Origin of the sequence: Inquilinus sp. 2KB_23, from assembly GCF_052115705.1 — a bacterium.
Taxonomy (GTDB): Bacteria; Pseudomonadota; Alphaproteobacteria; order DSM-16000; family Inquilinaceae; genus Inquilinus; species Inquilinus ginsengisoli_A.
The window spans coordinates 119143-134978 of the sequence record NZ_JBFRHF010000010.1 but is presented as its reverse complement, the minus strand read 5'-3'; the positions used below and the strand labels follow the sequence as shown (position 1 = coordinate 134978).

Genomic DNA, 15836 nt, shown 5'->3' with positions numbered 1-15836 from the left:
CACGCCGTCGACACCCGCCCGCGACATCGATTCTTCATCGCGGCGCAACAGATCCGTCATCTCCGGACCCTATCATCCGCGCGCCGTGAGGGGACGGCGGAACCGGACACCGGCCGCGGTAAGCCCCCTCGCCCATTTTCGAGACCTCCGATTGCCGCCGCTCCCCGGGCTTCCCGATGCGCGGGCGATCCGCCATGGCGCCGGGGCGATCGACAGCACAAGGAGCGGAAGCGTGCGGATCGTCCAGATCACCGATACCCATCTCAGCCCCGGCAAGCAGCACTTCCTGCCGAACTGGGCGCCGCTGGCGGATTGGCTGCATAGTGTCCGGGCGGATCTGGTGGTCCACACCGGCGATCTCAGCGTCGACGGCGCGGATGTCGAGGCCGACCTGGTGCAGTGCGCCGGGCTGCTGCGCACCCTGCCCTGCCCAGTGCTGTCCGTCCCCGGCAACCATGATGTCGGCGACCTGCCCGGCACCCGCCAGCCGGTCGATGCCGAGCGGCTGGACCGCTGGCGCCGCATCGTCGGCCCCGACCGCTGGGTGCACGACCAGCCGGGCTGGCGCCTGATCGGCCTGAACAGCCAGGTGATCGGCGTGGGGTCCGAGGACGAACTGGCCCAGTTCGACTGGTTCGAGGACGCGCTGGATGGGGCGGAGGGTCGCGGCGTCGTGGTCTTCCTGCACAAGCCGGTCTTCGTCGACCGGCCGGACGAAGGCGACACCGGCTATTGGAGCATCCGACCGGCGCCGCGCCGCCGCCTGCTGGAGCTGTTCGAGCGGCATGGCGTGGCCCTGGTCGCCAGCGGCCATCTGCACCGTGCCTGGGCCGGCAGCCATGCCGGCACCCGCTATGTCTGGGGCCCCTCCTCCGGCTTCACCGTCGGACCGATGGAGCGCGACATGCCGGGCGACCGGGTCCTGGGCGCCGTGATCCACACCCTGGACGAGACGGTGGAGAGCGAGATCGTCGCCCTGCCGGCACTGCATCCCTTCGTGATCGACGACGTCATCCACGAGGTCTATCCGCGCCCCCCACTTCACGCCATGGGCCCGGTCGAGGCGGCCTCGTGACCGGCCTGGCGCTGCGGCGCATCAGCAAGGCCTTCGGCAGCAACCGCATCCTGCAGGACGTGACCGTCGAGGCGGCGCCGGGCGAATTCATCGCCCTGGTCGGCCCGTCCGGCTGCGGCAAGACCACCCTGCTGCGCATCGCGGCGGGGCTGGAGCATGCCGACGAGGGGTCGGTGCAGCTGGGCGAGCGCGATATCACCGCGCTGCCGCCGGCGGCGCGCGACATCGCCATGGTCTTCCAGTCCTATGCCCTGTATCCGCACCTGACCGCCGGGCAGAACATCGCCGTGCCGCTGGCGATGCGGCGCCTGTCCACCGCCCAGCGGCTGCCCTGGATCGGTGGCCTGATGCCGGGCCAGCGGGCGCTGCGGGCCGAGATCCAGGCCCGGGCGCGCGAAACGGCCGCCAGCCTGAAGATCGACCATCTGCTGGATCGCAAGCCCGGCCAGATGTCGGGCGGGCAGCGCCAGCGCGTCGCACTGGCCCGCGCCCTGGTGCGCCAGCCCGCCGCCTTCCTGATGGACGAGCCACTGTCCAATCTCGACGCCAATCTGCGGGTCCACACCCGAGGTGAGATCGTCGAGCTGCACCGCCGCGCCGGCGTCACCACCCTCTACGTCACCCATGACCAGTCGGAGGCGTTGAGCATGGCCGACCGGGTGGCGGTGATGATGGGCGGTCGCCTGCTGCAGCTGGACAGCCCGGCGCGGGTCTACACCGACCCGACCCATGTCGAGGTCGCCCAGTTCATCGGCAGCCCGCGCATCAACCTGCTGCACGCGGTGCTGGATGATGCACGCGCCGCCCGCATCGGCGGCCGGGTGCTGGCCGACGGCATCGAGGCCGCGCCGGGCACGGCGGTGACGCTGGGCGTGCGGCCCGAAGCGTTGCGCTTCCTGATGCCGGGCCAGCCCGGCCTGGCCGCGACCGTGCGGCGGCTGGAGTTCCTGGGATCCGAGCTGCTGGCCTTCCTGGCCCTGGCCGACGGCACCTGCCTGGTCGCCAAGACGGTGCCGGCGCTGGCGGCCGAGCTGGCCCCCGGCGCGCCGGTGACCCTGGCGGTCGACGCCGCCGACATCCTGGTCTTCGGGCCGGGGGGCGGACGCCTGTCGGTCTCGGCCGCGCCGCTGCGGATCGCCGCCCATGGCTAGCGTCGCTGTCGATGGCGGCATCGCCTCGAAGGCCGCCCGCTCCGCGGCGCGGGCGGAGACCTTGGCCGCCTGGCGCCTGTCCGCCCCGGCGGTGCTGCTGCTGGCCGTACTGATCCTGGCCCCGACCCTGGCCGTGCTGGGCTTCAGCCTGACCGATTACGAACTGGGCTATGACGGCATCCGCTTCATCGGCCTCGACAATTACGCCGAGCTGCTGGGCGACCGCACCTTCCTGATCTCGCTGAAGAACACCGCGGTCTACACCGCCATCGTCACCCCGGCCTCGGTGTTGCTGGGCCTGGGCGTGGCGCTGCTGATTCAGGCTGAGACGCGCGGCCGGTCCTTCTTCCGCACCGTCTACTTCCTGCCTGTCGCCTCGCTGCTGGTCGCCATGGCCACGGTCTGGCAGTACCTGCTGCACCCCAGCATCGGGCCGGTGAACGAGATGCTGCGGCTGGTCGGCCTGCCCGGGCCGAACTGGCTGGGCAGCAGCGGCACGGTGCTGCTGAGCCTCGCCTTGATCGGGGTGTGGCAGTCGGTCGGCTTCAACATGGTGCTGTTCCTGGCCGGGCTGACCGCGATCCCGCGCGAGCTGTATGCCGCCGCCGAGATCGACGGCGCGGCCAGCGCCTGGGAGCGGTTCCGGCTGGTGACCTGGCCGATGCTGGGGCCGACGACGCTGTTCGTCATCACCATCAGCGTGGTCAACGCGGTGAAGGTGTTCGAGACGGTCGGCACCCTGACCCAGGGCGGCCCGAACAAGGCCTCCGAGGTCCTGCTGTGGACCATCTACCAGGAAGGCTTCGTCTATCTCCGCGTCGGCTATGCCTCGGCGATGACGGTGGTGTTCCTGGCCGTGCTGGTGGTGCTGATGCTGGTGCAGTACCGGGTGCTCGACCGCCGGGTGCACTACACATGAGCGCGTCCTCCTGGACGGCCGGACGGGTCGCGCGCTTCGCCCTGCTGTCGCTCGGCGCCTTCGTCTTCATCGCGCCCTATCTGTGGATGCTGGCGGTCGCGCTGAAGCCGCAGGACGAGATCTTCTCGTCCTCCCTGTCGCTGTTGCCGCATCGCTGGGCCGTGGTCGAGAATTTCACCAAGGCGCTGACCCGGGTGCCGATGGGCCGGATCCTGCTGAACGGCGTGATCGTCTGCGGCCTGATCCTGGTGCTGCAGCTGGTGACTGCGATCCCCTGCGCCTACGCCATGGCCAAGCTGCGCTTCCGCGGTGCCCAGGCGATGGTGACGATGATCATGTTGGGCCTGCTGGTTCCGATCCACGCCATCGCCCTGCCGATCTATGTCGCGCTGTCGGCCACCGGCACGCTGAATTCCTATGTGGCGCTGGTGTCGCCCTTCGCCATCTCGGTGTTCGGCATCTTCCTGTTCCTGCAGTTCTTCCGTGCCATGCCGGACGACCTGATCGCCGCGGCGCGGCTGGACGGGATGACCGAGCTGGGGATCGTCCGCCGCGTCATCGTGCCGAACGCCTGGCCGGCGATCACCGCCTTCGCGATCTTCTCGGTCGTCGCACATTGGAACGACCTGTTCTGGCCGCTGATCGTGGTCAGCGACACGAAGATGGCGACGCCGCCGCTGGGCCTGCTGTTCTTCCGCGCGGCCGAGGCCGGGGACGACTACGGCGCGCTGATGGCCGCGACGGTGATCGTCACCCTGCCGCTGGTCGTGGCCTTCCTGGCCGCCCAGCGCCGCTTCATCGAAGGCATCACCTTGACCGGCCTGAAGGGCTGAGCGCCGGTCGACAATCCAGGAGAGGGGATATCGTGAAACTGTTCCGAACCATGCTGGCGGGCGTGGCGCTGGCGGGTGCCCTGATGGGCACTGCGCAGGCCGACACCACCCTGATCGTCCATTACCCGATGCCGGGCTTCTTCAAGGACGTGATGGACACGATCTCGCAGAAGTACATGGCCGGGCATCCGGACGTGAAGATCGTGTTCGCCAGCCCGTCGCCGACCTATGAGGACGGGCTGCAGCAGATCCTGCGCCAAGCCGGCACCGACGAGATGCCCGACATCACCTTCATCGGCCTGAACCGGCTGCGGGTGGTGGCGGAACGCGGCATCTCGGTCGACCTCAAGCCCTTCGTCGACAAGGACGGCCACATGGCCGAACAGGGCTTCAGCGACCACATCCTGGGCCTGGCCCAGTTCGGCGGCCAGCAGGCCGGGCTGGCCTTCGCCACCTCGAACCCGATCATGTATCTCAACGCCGACCTGGTGCGGCAGGCCGGCGGCAACCCCGACGTCCCGCCCAAGACCTGGGACGAGGTGCTGGCGCTGGGCGCCAAGATCAAGGCGCTGGGCAACGGCGTCGATGGCATCGATTTCCGCTGGCAGGGCGACGACTGGATGTTCAGCGCCCTGCTGTTCGGTGCCGGCGGCGACATGCTGTCGGCCGATGAGAAGAAGGTCGCCTTCGACGGGCCGGAAGGCCTGGCCGCCTTCACCCTGGTCCAGCGCATGGTGAAAGAGGGCGGCATGCCGGTCTTCACCAAATCGGCCGGCGAGCAGGCCTTCGTCGCCGGCAAGGTCGGCATCGAGTTCCAGACCACCGGCGCCCTGCGCAACACCATCAAGAATGTCGGCGACAAGTTCGAGATGCGCACCGCGCCGATCCCGATGCTGGACCCGGCCAAGGGCCAGCTGCCGACCGGCGGCAACGCCGCCGTCATGCTGACCCGCGACCCGGCCAAGCAGCAGGTGGCCTGGGACTTCATCAAATTCGCCGCCGGGCCCTATGGCGCCTCGGTGGTGGTGCCGGGCACCGGCTATGTCCCGAACAACGAGCTGGCGGCGAAGTCGCCGGAGTATCTCGGCGACTTCTACGCCAAGAACCCGCTGTTCAAGGCCGGGCTGGAGCAGATGACCGAGATGCGGCCCTGGTACGCCTTCCCCGGCAGCAACGGCGTGAAGGTAACCCAGACCATCGTCGACAACCTGTCGCGGGTGGTGGAGCAGAGCGCGACGCCGCAGGAGGCCCTGGCCGACGCGTCGGACGAGGTGCAGAAGCTGCTGCCGCGCCATTGAAACCAGCGGGCCAGCCCCTGCCAGGGGCTGGCCTCGCCGGATGATTCATGGATAGAAGGATTGCGGCCGGAACTTCGCCAGGTCCGGCATTCTGTAGAGGCGCCGATGACCACCGACGATCTCGCCTGGACGGCGGAGGAAGCCTGCCAGAACGCGTGGCCGTCGCCGCGTCAGGTCCTGCTGGAAGGCTGGCTGCTGCGGGCATCCGGCGGCCAGACGCGCCGGACCAACTCGGTCAACCCGCTGCGGTCGGGGCCGCGCGATCCGTCGCGCATCGTGGCGGCGGCGGAAGGCATCTACCGCTCGCTCGGCCAGTCGGCCCTGTTCCGGGTGCCCTCCATCGTCGCCGAGATGGATGGGCCGCTGGAGCGCCAGGGCTATGCCGCCGAGGGCGAGACCTGCACGATCTTCGCCGATCTCGCCGATCACCGGACCGAGCCTGACGGGACGGTCGAGCTGTCGGAAACTCCGAGCGAGGCGTGGCTGGCGGCGCGCACCGCGATGAATCCGACCGAGTCAGCCGATGCGGCCGGAAGCCCCTATCGCCAGATGGTCGGCAGCATCGTGCTGCCCAAGGCCTTTGCCGCCCGCCGCGTCGACGGGGCGCTGGTGGCGATCGCCTATGGCGTCATCCACGATCAACTGCTGGTGGTGGAATCCGTGGGCACCCATCCGGACCACCGCCAGCGTGGCCACGCGGCCCGGACCGTGAGCGGCCTGATGGGCTGGGCGAAGTCCCGGGGCATCCAGGGCTGCTGCCTGCAGGTCGTGGCCGACAACAGCGCCGCCCGTGCCCTCTACCGATCGCTCGGCTTCGGCACCGAACTGTCCCGCTATCACTATCGCCGCCAGCCCGACGCCGGCTGACCTCCCCGCCATCGGCCTGCCGACAGGCGAGGTCATGGTCAGCGCCGCAGTGAAGCGGCGGTCTCGTCGATCGGCACGAGGTGCATGACCCGGCCGGTGCCGATGCGGCGGAAGCCGATGTCCCGCAGCTGGTGATCGGTCATCAGATGCTTCCGCTCACGGGCGCGACGGCTGCGGTCGGCGGCGGCCCGATACAAGGCGACGAATGCGCCCCGGAGACGGCGGAAGGCCGGTCTTTCCTGAACTGGGAAGTCCAATCTGCTTTCGATACAGTAAAGCGACCGCTCTGCGTGGTGGTCCATTTTCTTGTCCTCCGGAAACTTTGTCATCCGAGGGGTGCGACCTTGGCCGCATCCATCTTCACGAGGCTCAGTTTTCCGGATCTGGGCTACACCACGATTTCGTTTTGCGGGGAACTCGGCTACTTCTGCAATCGTCCGCCAGTGCTTCAGGACCGGGCGCGTGGCTAGGCTGCGGACAGCGGATAGACCGCGCGGAAGGCGCCACCGCCGGCACGCGGCAGCCACGGTGCGCAGGATGGAAATCCGTCCCGCGACCGCGGCCCGTCCGGTGTCAGAGCTTCGCGACAAGGGCCGCCAGCTGGTCGGCGCACTGGCCCCAGCCTTCGTGGAAACCCATCTTCTCATGGGCCTCGCGGTCGGCCACGGTCCAGTGCAGCGCGCGAGCGGTGTAGCGGGTCTTCCCGCCCTCGTCCTCGAAGGTGATGATGCCGGTAAAGAACGGCTTCTCCGACGGCTCCCAGGCCTTGGTGTAGGCGTCGGTGAAGACCAGGCGTTCGTTCTTGACGACCTCGAGATACACGCCCGGGTTCGGGAACTCGGTGCCGTCGGGGCCGCGCATCACGATCAGGCTGGAGCCGCCCGGCCGGACGTCAGTCTCGATCACCGGGGTGGTCCAAGGCAGCGGCGCGAACCACTGCTTCATCAGCTCGGGCTCGGTCCAGGCGCGATACAGGGTCTCGCGCGGCGCGTCGATCAGGCGGGTCAGGATCAGTTCGCGATCCGAGGTCGGGGCGGCATTGGCGGTCATCGGTGGTCTCCGTGTTTGGATGTCTCTGCCCCAAGGACGACCGGGTGATCAGCGAACCGACACGGGCCGAGGAAAATTCTGCGGAGCCACCACGATCCCATCCTGGCGGCGCTTCTGCATCCGATCGCGCGACGCGACTTTGCCCACCTCCAGAGGGCACCACAACTCGGGGCCTGCGACAGTCGACGAAACCGCCGCCTGCGACGACCTGTCCATTCCACCTTTCCGAAATGCCTCCCCCCGATAGACTGCCATCCTGCCTGCCACGAGTCGGAGTGAGCCGGGACGATGCCGATGTCTGCCACGACCTTCGTCGACTGGGCGATGGCGAATCCGATGAACGCCGCGATCCTAGAGCGGCTGCCCCGGCTCGGCTTGGCGGACTGCTTCCTGACGGCCGGCTGCCTGTTCCAGACGATCTGGAACCGGCGCTCGGGGCGCCCGGCACCCTCGGCCATCAAAGATTACGACGTCTTCTATTTCGACGATTGCGACCTGTCGTGGGAGGCCGAGGATGCCGTGATCCAGCGGGCCGCTTCTGTGTTCGACGATCTCGACGTATCGGTCGAGATCAGGAACCAAGCCCGGGTTCATCTCTGGTACCCGCAGCGGTTCGGCGGCGCTTATCCGCGCCTGCACCGTTCGAAGGACGGCATCGACCGCTATCTCGTCGCCTGCACCTGCGTCGGCATCGATGCCGCCTCGGGCGATCTGTATGCCCCGAACGGGTTGGAGGACTTGTGGGATGGCCTTCTGAGGATCAACCCCATGAACCCGCGGCCCGATCTTTTTCGCCGCAAGGCGGAAGACTACCAAGCCCGCTGGCCATGGCTGACAATCGCCGCTTAGACCCAAGCTCACACCGGAAGGCCGCCATGCCGAGACCGCTGCTCCTATTGACCGATGTCGTAGACCCAGCGATGCAACAGCTCCTCAACGATGGGCTGAACAGCTACAATGACGAGGTCACCGGCTACAGCGACCGGCGGCCGCTCGCGATCACTGTCCAGGATCCCGAGACCGGTGAGGTATTGGGCGGCGCCACCGGCCGCACCTCCCTGGGCATGCTGTTCCTCGAACTCTTCCATCTGCCGACATCGCTGCGCGGCTCCGGGCTCGGGAGCGAGATTCTGCAGATGTTCGAGGATGAGGGCCGGCGGCGCGGCTGCCGGGTGGCCATGCTGTTCACGATCAGCTTCCAGGCTCCCGGCTTCTACGAGCGCCACGGATGGCGGCGCTTTGGCGAGATCGCCTGTGACCCGCCCGGTACGAGCCGGGTGTTCATGACGAAGGATCTGTGAGGCGAGCGCGCCTGGGCAGATTGCCGTGGGTCTGACACGACCGGCATCGTCGCTGTTTCGGCGACAATCTTGTTCCCGACGGTATGATTGTCTGCGCCGCCCGGCACCCGACATGGAGGCCATCACGACGACCATGACGCCAAGGAGGTTCGCATGATCACCATCCGCCCGGCCGCGGAACGCGGCACCGCCGATTTCGGCTGGCTCGACAGCCGGCACAGCTTCTCCTTCGGCCAGTACCACGATCCGGAGCAGATGGGCCTGGGGCCGCTGCGGGTGATCAACGAAGACCGTGTCCGCGGCGGTGCCGGCTTCGACACCCACGGCCATCGCGACATGGAGATCCTGTCCTACGTCCTCGATGGCGCGCTGGAGCACAAGGACAGCATCGGCACCGGATCGGTGATCCGCCCGGGCGACGTGCAGCGGATGTCGGCCGGCAGCGGCATCCGACACAGCGAGTTCAACCATTCCGACCGCGACCCGGTACATTTCCTGCAGATCTGGATCCTGCCCGAGCAGGCCGGCCTGGCGCCGGGCTACGAGCAGGTCACCGTGGCGCGTGAGGAGAAGCAGGGCCGCCTGCGCCTGATCGGTGCCCGGTCGGGCGGCGACGGGGCGGTGACGATCCACCAGGATGTGGCGCTGTATGCCTCGATCCTGGCTGCGGGAGACGAGGTCGGCCACGCGCTGCAACCGGGCCGCAAGGCATGGCTGCAGGTGGTGCGCGGAGCGGTCGAACTGAATGGCCGGCGCCTCGATGCGGGCGACGGCGCCGCGGTCGAGGACGAGGCTGCGGTGACGATCACCGGGCGCGCTGCAGACAGCGAGATCCTGCTGTTCGACCTGCCCTGACCGTCGTCAGGCCGCCGGTTGCGGCCCGCGTTCGAGATAGGAACTGAGGGCGATATAGCTGCGGGTGCCCTTGACGCCCGGGATTTCGTAGATCATCCGCAGCAGATCCTCCAGCGCCTGGGTGTCCCGCATCCGCACCTTCAGCAGCATGCAGGTGTCGCCGGTGACCGAATGGATCTCCTCGACATCCGGCAGCGCGGCGAGGTCGAGCATCTCCTGGCTCTTGCCCCAGCCGATGGTGTCGACATGGATGAAGGCCAGCAGCGGCTTGCCCAGCTTGGGCCCATCCAGCGCCGCCACGGTCGCCTTGATCACCCCGTCGCGCTTCAGCCGTTTCACCCGCTCATGCACCGCCGGCGGCGACAGATTCAGGGCACGGCCGAGTTCGGCATAGCTCAAGGCCGCGTCGACGGCGATCAGCCCTAATAATTTTCGGTCGACGGCGTCGACGGCGGCAGCCTCGGCCGGCCGGCGCCGAACCGCCTTCGTTTTTTCGATGACCATTTGAATCACGCTTCCTGACTGAACGTGGTTCGGTGATTATGGCCATATGCCTGAACATCATCAATATGGAAGCGCCATCTCGCTGCAGACCGCGATCCTAACGGCGGGCATTGCCGTGGTCGGGTCGAACTCGCTGGTGCTGAGTCCAATCCTGGGCGATGTGGCGACGGCGATGGCAACAACGCCGGTGGCGGTGTCCCGCGCCATCGCAGCCTATGGCGGGGCCACGGCCCTCTCGGCTTTCCTGCTGGCACCGCAGATCGACCGGATCGGGCCGCGACGGGCCTTGTTCGCAGGCATGGCCGGGCTGATCGCGGCGACCCTGCTGTCGGCCCTCGCCAACCACTGGCTGATGCTGACAGCGGCCCAGGCGCTGGCCGGGCTGGGGGCCGGGGTGATCCTGCCATCGATCTACACCTTGGCCACCACCATCGCGCCGCCGGGCCGGGAGTCGCGCGTGCTCGGCCGGGTGCTGACCGGCTGGTCGGTCTCGATGGTGGCGGGGGTGCCTGCGGCCGCCTTCATCGCCGAGACGCTGGGCTGGCGCGCCGTGTTCCTGCTGCTGGCCGGGCTCGCCGCCCTCGCCCTGCCCGGCATCGCCCGGCTGCCGGCGCGCAGCGGTCGGGCAGCGGCGGCGCGGCAGGGACCGGCGGCGCGGGTCGCCCCCCTCACCTATTCCGGCGTGCCGGCGCTGCTGCTGATCTGCCTTGGCTTCATGGCCTCATTCTACGGCGTGTACGCTTTCATCGGCGACCATGTGCGCAGCCAGCTCGGCCTCTCCGCCGGGCAGGCCGGACTGATCGTGCTGACCTATGGGCTCGGCTTCGGCGCCGCCAGCTTCGGCGACGGGCTGGTCGACCGGCTGGGGCCGCGCCGGCTCTTCCCCGCCATCCTCGTGGCCGTGGCCGCGATCTACTCACTGATGCTGCCAGCGGCGCATAGCTTCACCGCCATTGCCGCGCTGACCGGGCTATGGGGCTTCGCCAACCATTTCGGCCTGAACATCCTGGTGCTGCAGTTGTCGCAGGCGAAGCCGGACGCACGAGGCGCCGTGCTGGGCCTGAACAGCGCCGTCACCTATCTCGGCGTCCTGGTCGGCACCGGGCTGGCAGGGATCGGCTATGCCGGTACCGGCTTCCGGCCCGTGGCGTTGGGGGCAGCCGCCGCGTGCCTCGCCGCTGCCCTGATCGCCGCCACGGCTTTGCGGTCCCGCCGAAGCGCCGACCCCGCGACATCCTGACAGGTCTGGTCGCGAAACTTCCGGCCAACCCTTTCCGAACAGCGTCCGGATCCCCATTGTCTGGGGCCAGATTGAGCGGGCACCGGATCCCGCGGAAGGACCAGGATGCCAAGGCTCGCGGGGTTGGCGACAGCCGTCCCCGAACACGTAATCACCCAGGCGGAAGCCCGGGAGGGTGCCCGTCGCGTCTTCGCAGCGCGGCCGGCGTTGTTCGACCGCATGGCGACGGTCTACGAATCCGCCGGCATCGACACCCGACGATCCGCCGTCCCGCTGGACTGGTACTTCGCGCCGCATGACTGGCACGACCGCAATGCCGTGTTCATGGACGCGGCGCTCGACCTGCTCGAGACCGCGGCGCGGCGCTGCCTGGACGACGCCGGATGCGGTATCGGCGAGGTCGACGCCATCGTCACCATCTGCTCGACCGGCATCGCGACGCCGAGCCTTGATGCCCGGCTGATGGAACGCATGCCCTTCCGCCCCGACATGGTGCGGCTGCCGATCTTCGGCCTGGGCTGTGCCGGCGGCGTGCTGGGCCTGGCCCGCGCCGCGGCGCTGTCGCGCGCCCTGGGCGGCACCGTGCTGCTGCTGGTGGTCGAGCTGTGCGGCCCGACCTTCCGGCGCGGCGACCTGACCAAGAGCAACGTCGTGGCCACCGCCCTGTTCGGCGACGGCGCGGCAGCGGCGCTTATCCGTCCCGATGACGGCGCGCCGGCGCTGGGGCCGACGGGCGAGCATCGCTGGCCCGGAACGCTCGATGTGATGGGCTGGTCAGTCGAGGCGGACGGGTTGGGCGTGATCTTCTCACGCGACATCCCGACCCTGGTGCGCAACGACCTGCGGCCGGCAGCCGAGAGTTTCCTCGCACGGCACGACCTGACGCTCCGCGACATCGACGGCTTCGTCTTCCATCCCGGCGGCACCAAGGTGGTCGAGGCACTGCGCGATGCCTTCGAGCTGACCGATGCGGCGATGGGTGCGGAACGGGCGGTGCTGCGCCAGTACGGCAACATGTCGGCGGTGACGGTGATGTTCGTGTTGGCGGAGAAGCGCCGACAGATGGCCGGGCGCTGGCTGCTGAGCGCGTTGGGCCCCGGTTTCTGCGCCGGCTTTGCCGTGCTGGACTGCGGATGATGCTGGGTTGGGTGCAGGTCGTGGCGTTGCTGGTGGCGGCGCAGCGCCTGGGAGAGTTGGTCTATGCCCGCCGCAACGAATCCCGGTTGCGCGACCGGGGCGCGGTCGAAAGCGGGGCCAGCCACTATCCGCTGTTCATCCTGCTGCATGGCGGCTGGCTGCTGGCGATATTCCTGCTGGTGCCGGCCGACCGCGCTCCTTCCTGGCCGCTGCTGGCGCTGTTCGTGCTGCTGCAGGCGGGCCGGATCTGGGTGGTGGCGACGCTGGGACCCTATTGGACGACCCGGATCCTCAGCCTGCCCGGCGCGCCCTTGGTGCGCCGCGGCCCCTATCGCTGGGTCCGCCACCCTAACTACTTGATCGTCACGGCCGAGATCGCGGTGCTGCCCCTGGCTTTCGGTGCCTGGTGGATTGCGCTTGTCTTCTCGATCGCCAACGCGCTCCTGCTGCGCCATCGCATCGGCGTCGAGCAGCAGGCATTGGCCGGCCGGGGCTGAAGCAAGGAAACACGGTGGCCGCCCCCGGTCATGGGTGCGCAGATCGGCTCTGGCGGGACCGCTCCGGCGGCCCTATCCTGGCGCGCCTCAAAGAACGAGACGGACCGTGACCGCCAACGACGCCCGCTCCCTCGACGGGATCGACCTTCTGTCGGTCGTTCCCCCCGCCATCCGCGCCGAGATCCTGAAGCAATGCCGCTGGCAGCGCTTCGAGGCGCAGGAGCAGATCATCGATCGCAACGATGATCCCGACCATGTCTACTTCCTCGTCGAGGGCCGGGTGCGGGTGGTGATCTATTCCGCCTCGGGCCGAGAGATCACCTTCGACGATCTGGAAGCCGGTTCGATGTTCGGCGAGCTGTCCGGGCTGGACCGGGCGCCCCGCTCCGCCAATGTCATGGCGCTGACCGACGCGACCGTCGCCGTGCTGCCGACCGCCGCCTTCCGCGCCGTCGTGACCGAGAACCCAGCCCTGGCACTGGCCACCATGGTGCATCTGGTCGGCGTGCTGCGCCGCGCCAATGAGCGGATCATGGAGCTGAGCACACTGGGCGCCAACAACCGGGTGCATGCCGAGATCCTGCGCCTGGCCATCCTTGGAGGGCAGCCGGACGGCACTGCCGTTATCCGGCCGATCCCGGTGCATTCCGACATCGCCAGCCGCGTCAGCACCACGCGCGAGACCGTGGCCCGGGTGCTGAGCGACCTGGCCCGCGCCCGCCTCGTCGTCCGCGCCGCCGACCATCTGCACGTCGCCGACCTCAACCGCCTGGAGCGGCTGGTGGAGGATGTTCGTGGCGAATGGTGACGGGGCCAGTGGTGACGGCGGTTTGAACCGCTGGACCACGCTGAAGGTCAAGCCGGTCTACGAGAATCCCTGGATCAAGGTGGACGAACACGACGTGCTGACCCCGGCCGGGACGCCGGGGATCTATGGCGTGATCACCTACAAGAATCTGGCGGTCGGGGTGGTGCCGATCGATGATCGCGGCCGCGTTACCCTGGTCGGCCAGTACCGCTACGCCCCCGGGCTGTACAGTTGGGAGATCCCGGAGGGTGGCGGTGACCCCGATGTCGCACCCATGCTGTCGGCCGAGCGCGAACTGCGTGAGGAGACTGGATTGGAGGCGGCCCATTGGCACCCGCTGTTGACGATGCACCTGTCGAACAGCGTCTCGACCGAGATCGCCCATCTGTTCGTCGCCTATGGCCTGACCCAGGGCGAGGCGGCGCCGGAGGAGACCGAGGATCTGGCGGTGCGCACGGTGCCGCTGGCCGAGGCCTTTGCCATGGTCGCCGACGGCCGGATCACCGACTCCCTGACCGTCGGCGCGCTGCTACGGCTGCAGGTGATGCTGCTGAGCGGCACCCTGCCGACCGGCCTGGCCGAAATCCTGCGGCGGACATGACGGCCCGTTGAAGCACGTCCTGTTCGTCTGCGGCCGCAATCTCCAACGCAGCCCGACTGCGGAAGCGATCTTCGCCGGCCATCCCGGAGTCGAGACGGCCTCGGCCGGGCTGAACCCCGACGCCGAGGAGCCGCTGACGGCCGAGCTGGTCGAATGGGCGGATCTGATCTTCGTCATGGAAAAATCGCAGCGGGCGAAGATCGCCGGCCGTTTCCGCGGCTCGCTGAAGCATGCCCGCGTGATTTGCCTCGACATTCCCGACCGGTTCGAGGTGATGGACCCGGAGCTGGTGCGCCTTCTGAAGGCCAAGGTCACGCCGCTGTTACGCTGACCTTTGGCCTCACCACGCCCGGCGCTGGCCCATCACCTGCATCGGCCCGGCTGGGCGCGGTGCCCGCTCCGCCCGCGGCGAGTGGCTGAACAGCGAGCGATAGCATTTGGCGAAATGCGAGGCGGAGGCGAAACCGCAGGCCACCGCCACCTCCAGCACCGGCATCGAGGTCTGCGCCAGCAGGATCTGGGCGTGCTTCAGCCGCGCCTCGAGATAGTACTGGGACGGGGTGCAGTTGAGATAGATCCGGAACAGGCGTTCGAGCTGCCGGGTCGACAGCCCGGCGGCTCGGGCCAGCGTAGCACGCGGCAGCGGCTCGGCCAGGTTGGCCTCGATCTCGGCGATCGCGGCCAGCAACTTCGGATGGCTGACGCCGAGCCGTTCGCGCAGTTCCATCCGCTGCGGCGCATGGCCCTGGCGCGGCCGGGCGTGCAGGAACTGTTCGGCGACCTGGTTGGCCAAGTCGATGCCGTGGGCCTGGCCGATCAGGTAATGCGTCATGTCGAGCGACGCCGTGCCGCCGGCCGAGGTGAAACGGTCGCGATCGATCTCGAACAGCCGCCCGGTGACGTCGAGCCGTGGAAAGGTCTCGGTGAAGGCGCTGAGGTTTTCCCAATGGATGGTGCAGCGATAGCCGTCCAACAGCCCGGCCCAGGCCAGGTGATAGGTGCCGGTCGAGACGGCGCCGAGGCGCGACCCGCGCCGGGCCATGCGCCGCAGCCAGGCCAGGATGCGTTCGTCGCGCCCATCCTGCGGGTCGAGGCCGGCGACGACCACCACCATGGTGAAGGAATCCTCCGGCCCGATCGCCCCCTGGGTCACCAGGACGGCATCGTTGCTGGCGGTGACCGGGGCGCCGTGGACCGACAGAAGGCGCCATTCGTACAGTGTTCGGCGCGCCACCCAATTGGCGGCGCGGAACGGCTCGAGCACCGCCGACAGCGCCATCATTGAGAAGTTCGGGACCAGCAGAAACCCCACCCGCTGGGGTGGCTCAGTCATCGGATCGTCGGCCATGCCCGGTCTGCTGCGTTCCCGAAAGCAGGCATCCGGCCACAGCCCCGACGCCGAAGCAAGCCCGCCGCTCGGGCAGGTCAGTTCCGATCGCGATCCCGCGGGCGGGTGCGCAGGATCAGCAGCACGAAGCCGCCGATCAGCAGCACCGCGGCCACCCCGGCGCCGCCGGCCACCCAGATCGCCGCGCCGCCATCGGCCCCGGCCAAACCGGCGGTGATGTGGAAGCTCCAGATGCCGATCCCGGCCAGGAAGGCAACGATAAGGGCGAGAAGCAGGGCGATGCGCATGATCCGGTTGGGAAGGTGGAGGAGCGCCGGGACTGGCCGTTCGATGGGGCTGGTTCGGTCCGCGG

19 protein-coding genes are annotated in these 15836 nt (G+C 68.7%); 15 read left to right on the top strand and 4 right to left on the bottom strand.

The window, feature by feature from the left end; all coding sequences use genetic code 11:
* Positions 1-232: 232 nt before the first annotated feature.
* From AB4112_RS14900 to AB4112_RS14875, 6 genes are all read left to right on the top strand, one after another.
* The gene (locus AB4112_RS14900; RefSeq protein ID WP_441720677.1) at positions 233-1075 is read left to right on the top strand and encodes a metallophosphoesterase family protein; all 843 of its coding nucleotides are present in this window, start codon (positions 233-235) and stop codon (positions 1073-1075) included.
* Entirely contained in the window at positions 1072-2226 is a 1155-nt protein-coding gene (locus tag AB4112_RS14895) for an ABC transporter ATP-binding protein (protein ID WP_441720675.1), read from the top strand. Before AB4112_RS14900 ends, AB4112_RS14895 begins: the two co-directional genes overlap by 4 nt.
* The gene (locus tag AB4112_RS14890) at positions 2219-3145 is read left to right on the top strand and encodes a carbohydrate ABC transporter permease (protein WP_441720673.1); all 927 of its coding nucleotides are present in this window, start codon (positions 2219-2221) and stop codon (positions 3143-3145) included. The genes AB4112_RS14895 and AB4112_RS14890 overlap by 8 nt, the downstream gene beginning before the upstream one ends.
* A complete protein-coding gene (locus AB4112_RS14885; RefSeq protein WP_441720671.1) occupies positions 3142-3978 on the top strand; it encodes a carbohydrate ABC transporter permease in 837 nt (278 codons plus the stop codon). The genes AB4112_RS14890 and AB4112_RS14885 overlap by 4 nt, the downstream gene beginning before the upstream one ends.
* A gap of 32 nt (positions 3979-4010) precedes the next feature.
* Positions 4011-5276 (top strand): ABC transporter substrate-binding protein, encoded by a 1266-nt coding sequence (locus tag AB4112_RS14880; RefSeq protein ID WP_309794346.1) that lies wholly within the window; start codon positions 4011-4013, stop codon positions 5274-5276.
* Positions 5277-5381: 105 nt separating this feature from the next.
* Entirely contained in the window at positions 5382-6143 is a 762-nt protein-coding gene (locus tag AB4112_RS14875) for a GNAT family N-acetyltransferase (protein WP_309794347.1), read from the top strand.
* A gap of 573 nt (positions 6144-6716) precedes the next feature.
* Here the strand turns inward: AB4112_RS14875 and AB4112_RS14870 are convergent.
* A complete protein-coding gene (locus tag AB4112_RS14870; RefSeq protein WP_309794348.1) occupies positions 6717-7193 on the bottom strand; it encodes an SRPBCC family protein in 477 nt (158 codons plus the stop codon).
* A gap of 294 nt (positions 7194-7487) precedes the next feature.
* Between AB4112_RS14870 and AB4112_RS14865 the strand changes: the two genes are divergently transcribed.
* From AB4112_RS14865 to AB4112_RS14855, 3 genes are all read left to right on the top strand, one after another.
* Positions 7488-8042, top strand: a complete 555-nt coding sequence (locus tag AB4112_RS14865) for a nucleotidyltransferase family protein (RefSeq protein ID WP_309794349.1) — start codon at positions 7488-7490, stop codon at positions 8040-8042.
* Positions 8043-8113: 71 nt separating this feature from the next.
* Positions 8114-8494, top strand: a complete 381-nt coding sequence (locus AB4112_RS14860; protein ID WP_309794350.1) for a GNAT family N-acetyltransferase — start codon at positions 8114-8116, stop codon at positions 8492-8494.
* A gap of 153 nt (positions 8495-8647) precedes the next feature.
* The gene (locus tag AB4112_RS14855) at positions 8648-9349 is read left to right on the top strand and encodes a pirin family protein (RefSeq protein ID WP_309794351.1); all 702 of its coding nucleotides are present in this window, start codon (positions 8648-8650) and stop codon (positions 9347-9349) included.
* 6 nt (positions 9350-9355) lie between these two features.
* Here AB4112_RS14855 and AB4112_RS14850 read toward each other — a convergent pair whose 3' ends face one another.
* Positions 9356-9853 carry an Lrp/AsnC family transcriptional regulator gene (locus tag AB4112_RS14850; protein WP_309794353.1) on the bottom strand — a complete coding sequence of 166 codons (498 nt, stop codon included), beginning with the start codon at positions 9851-9853 and terminating at the stop codon, positions 9356-9358.
* A gap of 46 nt (positions 9854-9899) precedes the next feature.
* Between AB4112_RS14850 and AB4112_RS14845 the strand changes: the two genes are divergently transcribed.
* The 6 genes from AB4112_RS14845 to AB4112_RS14820 all read left to right on the top strand — a co-directional run bounded on the left by AB4112_RS14845 (position 9900) and on the right by AB4112_RS14820 (position 14467).
* A complete protein-coding gene (locus AB4112_RS14845; RefSeq protein ID WP_441720667.1) occupies positions 9900-11093 on the top strand; it encodes an MFS transporter in 1194 nt (397 codons plus the stop codon).
* Positions 11094-11216: 123 nt separating this feature from the next.
* A complete protein-coding gene (locus tag AB4112_RS14840) occupies positions 11217-12230 on the top strand; it encodes a type III polyketide synthase (RefSeq protein WP_309794355.1) in 1014 nt (337 codons plus the stop codon).
* Positions 12227-12727 carry an isoprenylcysteine carboxyl methyltransferase family protein gene (locus AB4112_RS14835; RefSeq protein WP_309794356.1) on the top strand — a complete coding sequence of 167 codons (501 nt, stop codon included), beginning with the start codon at positions 12227-12229 and terminating at the stop codon, positions 12725-12727. Before AB4112_RS14840 ends, AB4112_RS14835 begins: the two co-directional genes overlap by 4 nt.
* Positions 12728-12833: 106 nt before the next feature.
* The gene (locus AB4112_RS14830) at positions 12834-13535 is read left to right on the top strand and encodes a Crp/Fnr family transcriptional regulator (protein ID WP_309794358.1); all 702 of its coding nucleotides are present in this window, start codon (positions 12834-12836) and stop codon (positions 13533-13535) included.
* On the top strand, positions 13522-14136 hold the full coding sequence (locus tag AB4112_RS14825; RefSeq protein ID WP_441720664.1) for an NUDIX domain-containing protein: 615 nt from the start codon (positions 13522-13524) through the stop codon (positions 14134-14136). The genes AB4112_RS14830 and AB4112_RS14825 overlap by 14 nt, the downstream gene beginning before the upstream one ends.
* Positions 14137-14143: 7 nt before the next feature.
* Positions 14144-14467 carry a low molecular weight protein tyrosine phosphatase family protein gene (locus tag AB4112_RS14820; RefSeq protein WP_441720662.1) on the top strand — a complete coding sequence of 108 codons (324 nt, stop codon included), beginning with the start codon at positions 14144-14146 and terminating at the stop codon, positions 14465-14467.
* Positions 14468-14476: 9 nt separating this feature from the next.
* On the opposite strand, the gene AB4112_RS14815 is transcribed toward AB4112_RS14820, so the two are convergent.
* Positions 14477-15469, bottom strand: a complete 993-nt coding sequence (locus AB4112_RS14815) for a GlxA family transcriptional regulator (protein WP_441720660.1) — start codon at positions 15467-15469, stop codon at positions 14477-14479.
* A gap of 92 nt (positions 15470-15561) precedes the next feature.
* The gene (locus AB4112_RS14810) at positions 15562-15771 is read right to left on the bottom strand and encodes a hypothetical protein (protein WP_441720658.1); all 210 of its coding nucleotides are present in this window, start codon (positions 15769-15771) and stop codon (positions 15562-15564) included.
* Positions 15772-15836: the final 65 nt, after the last annotated feature.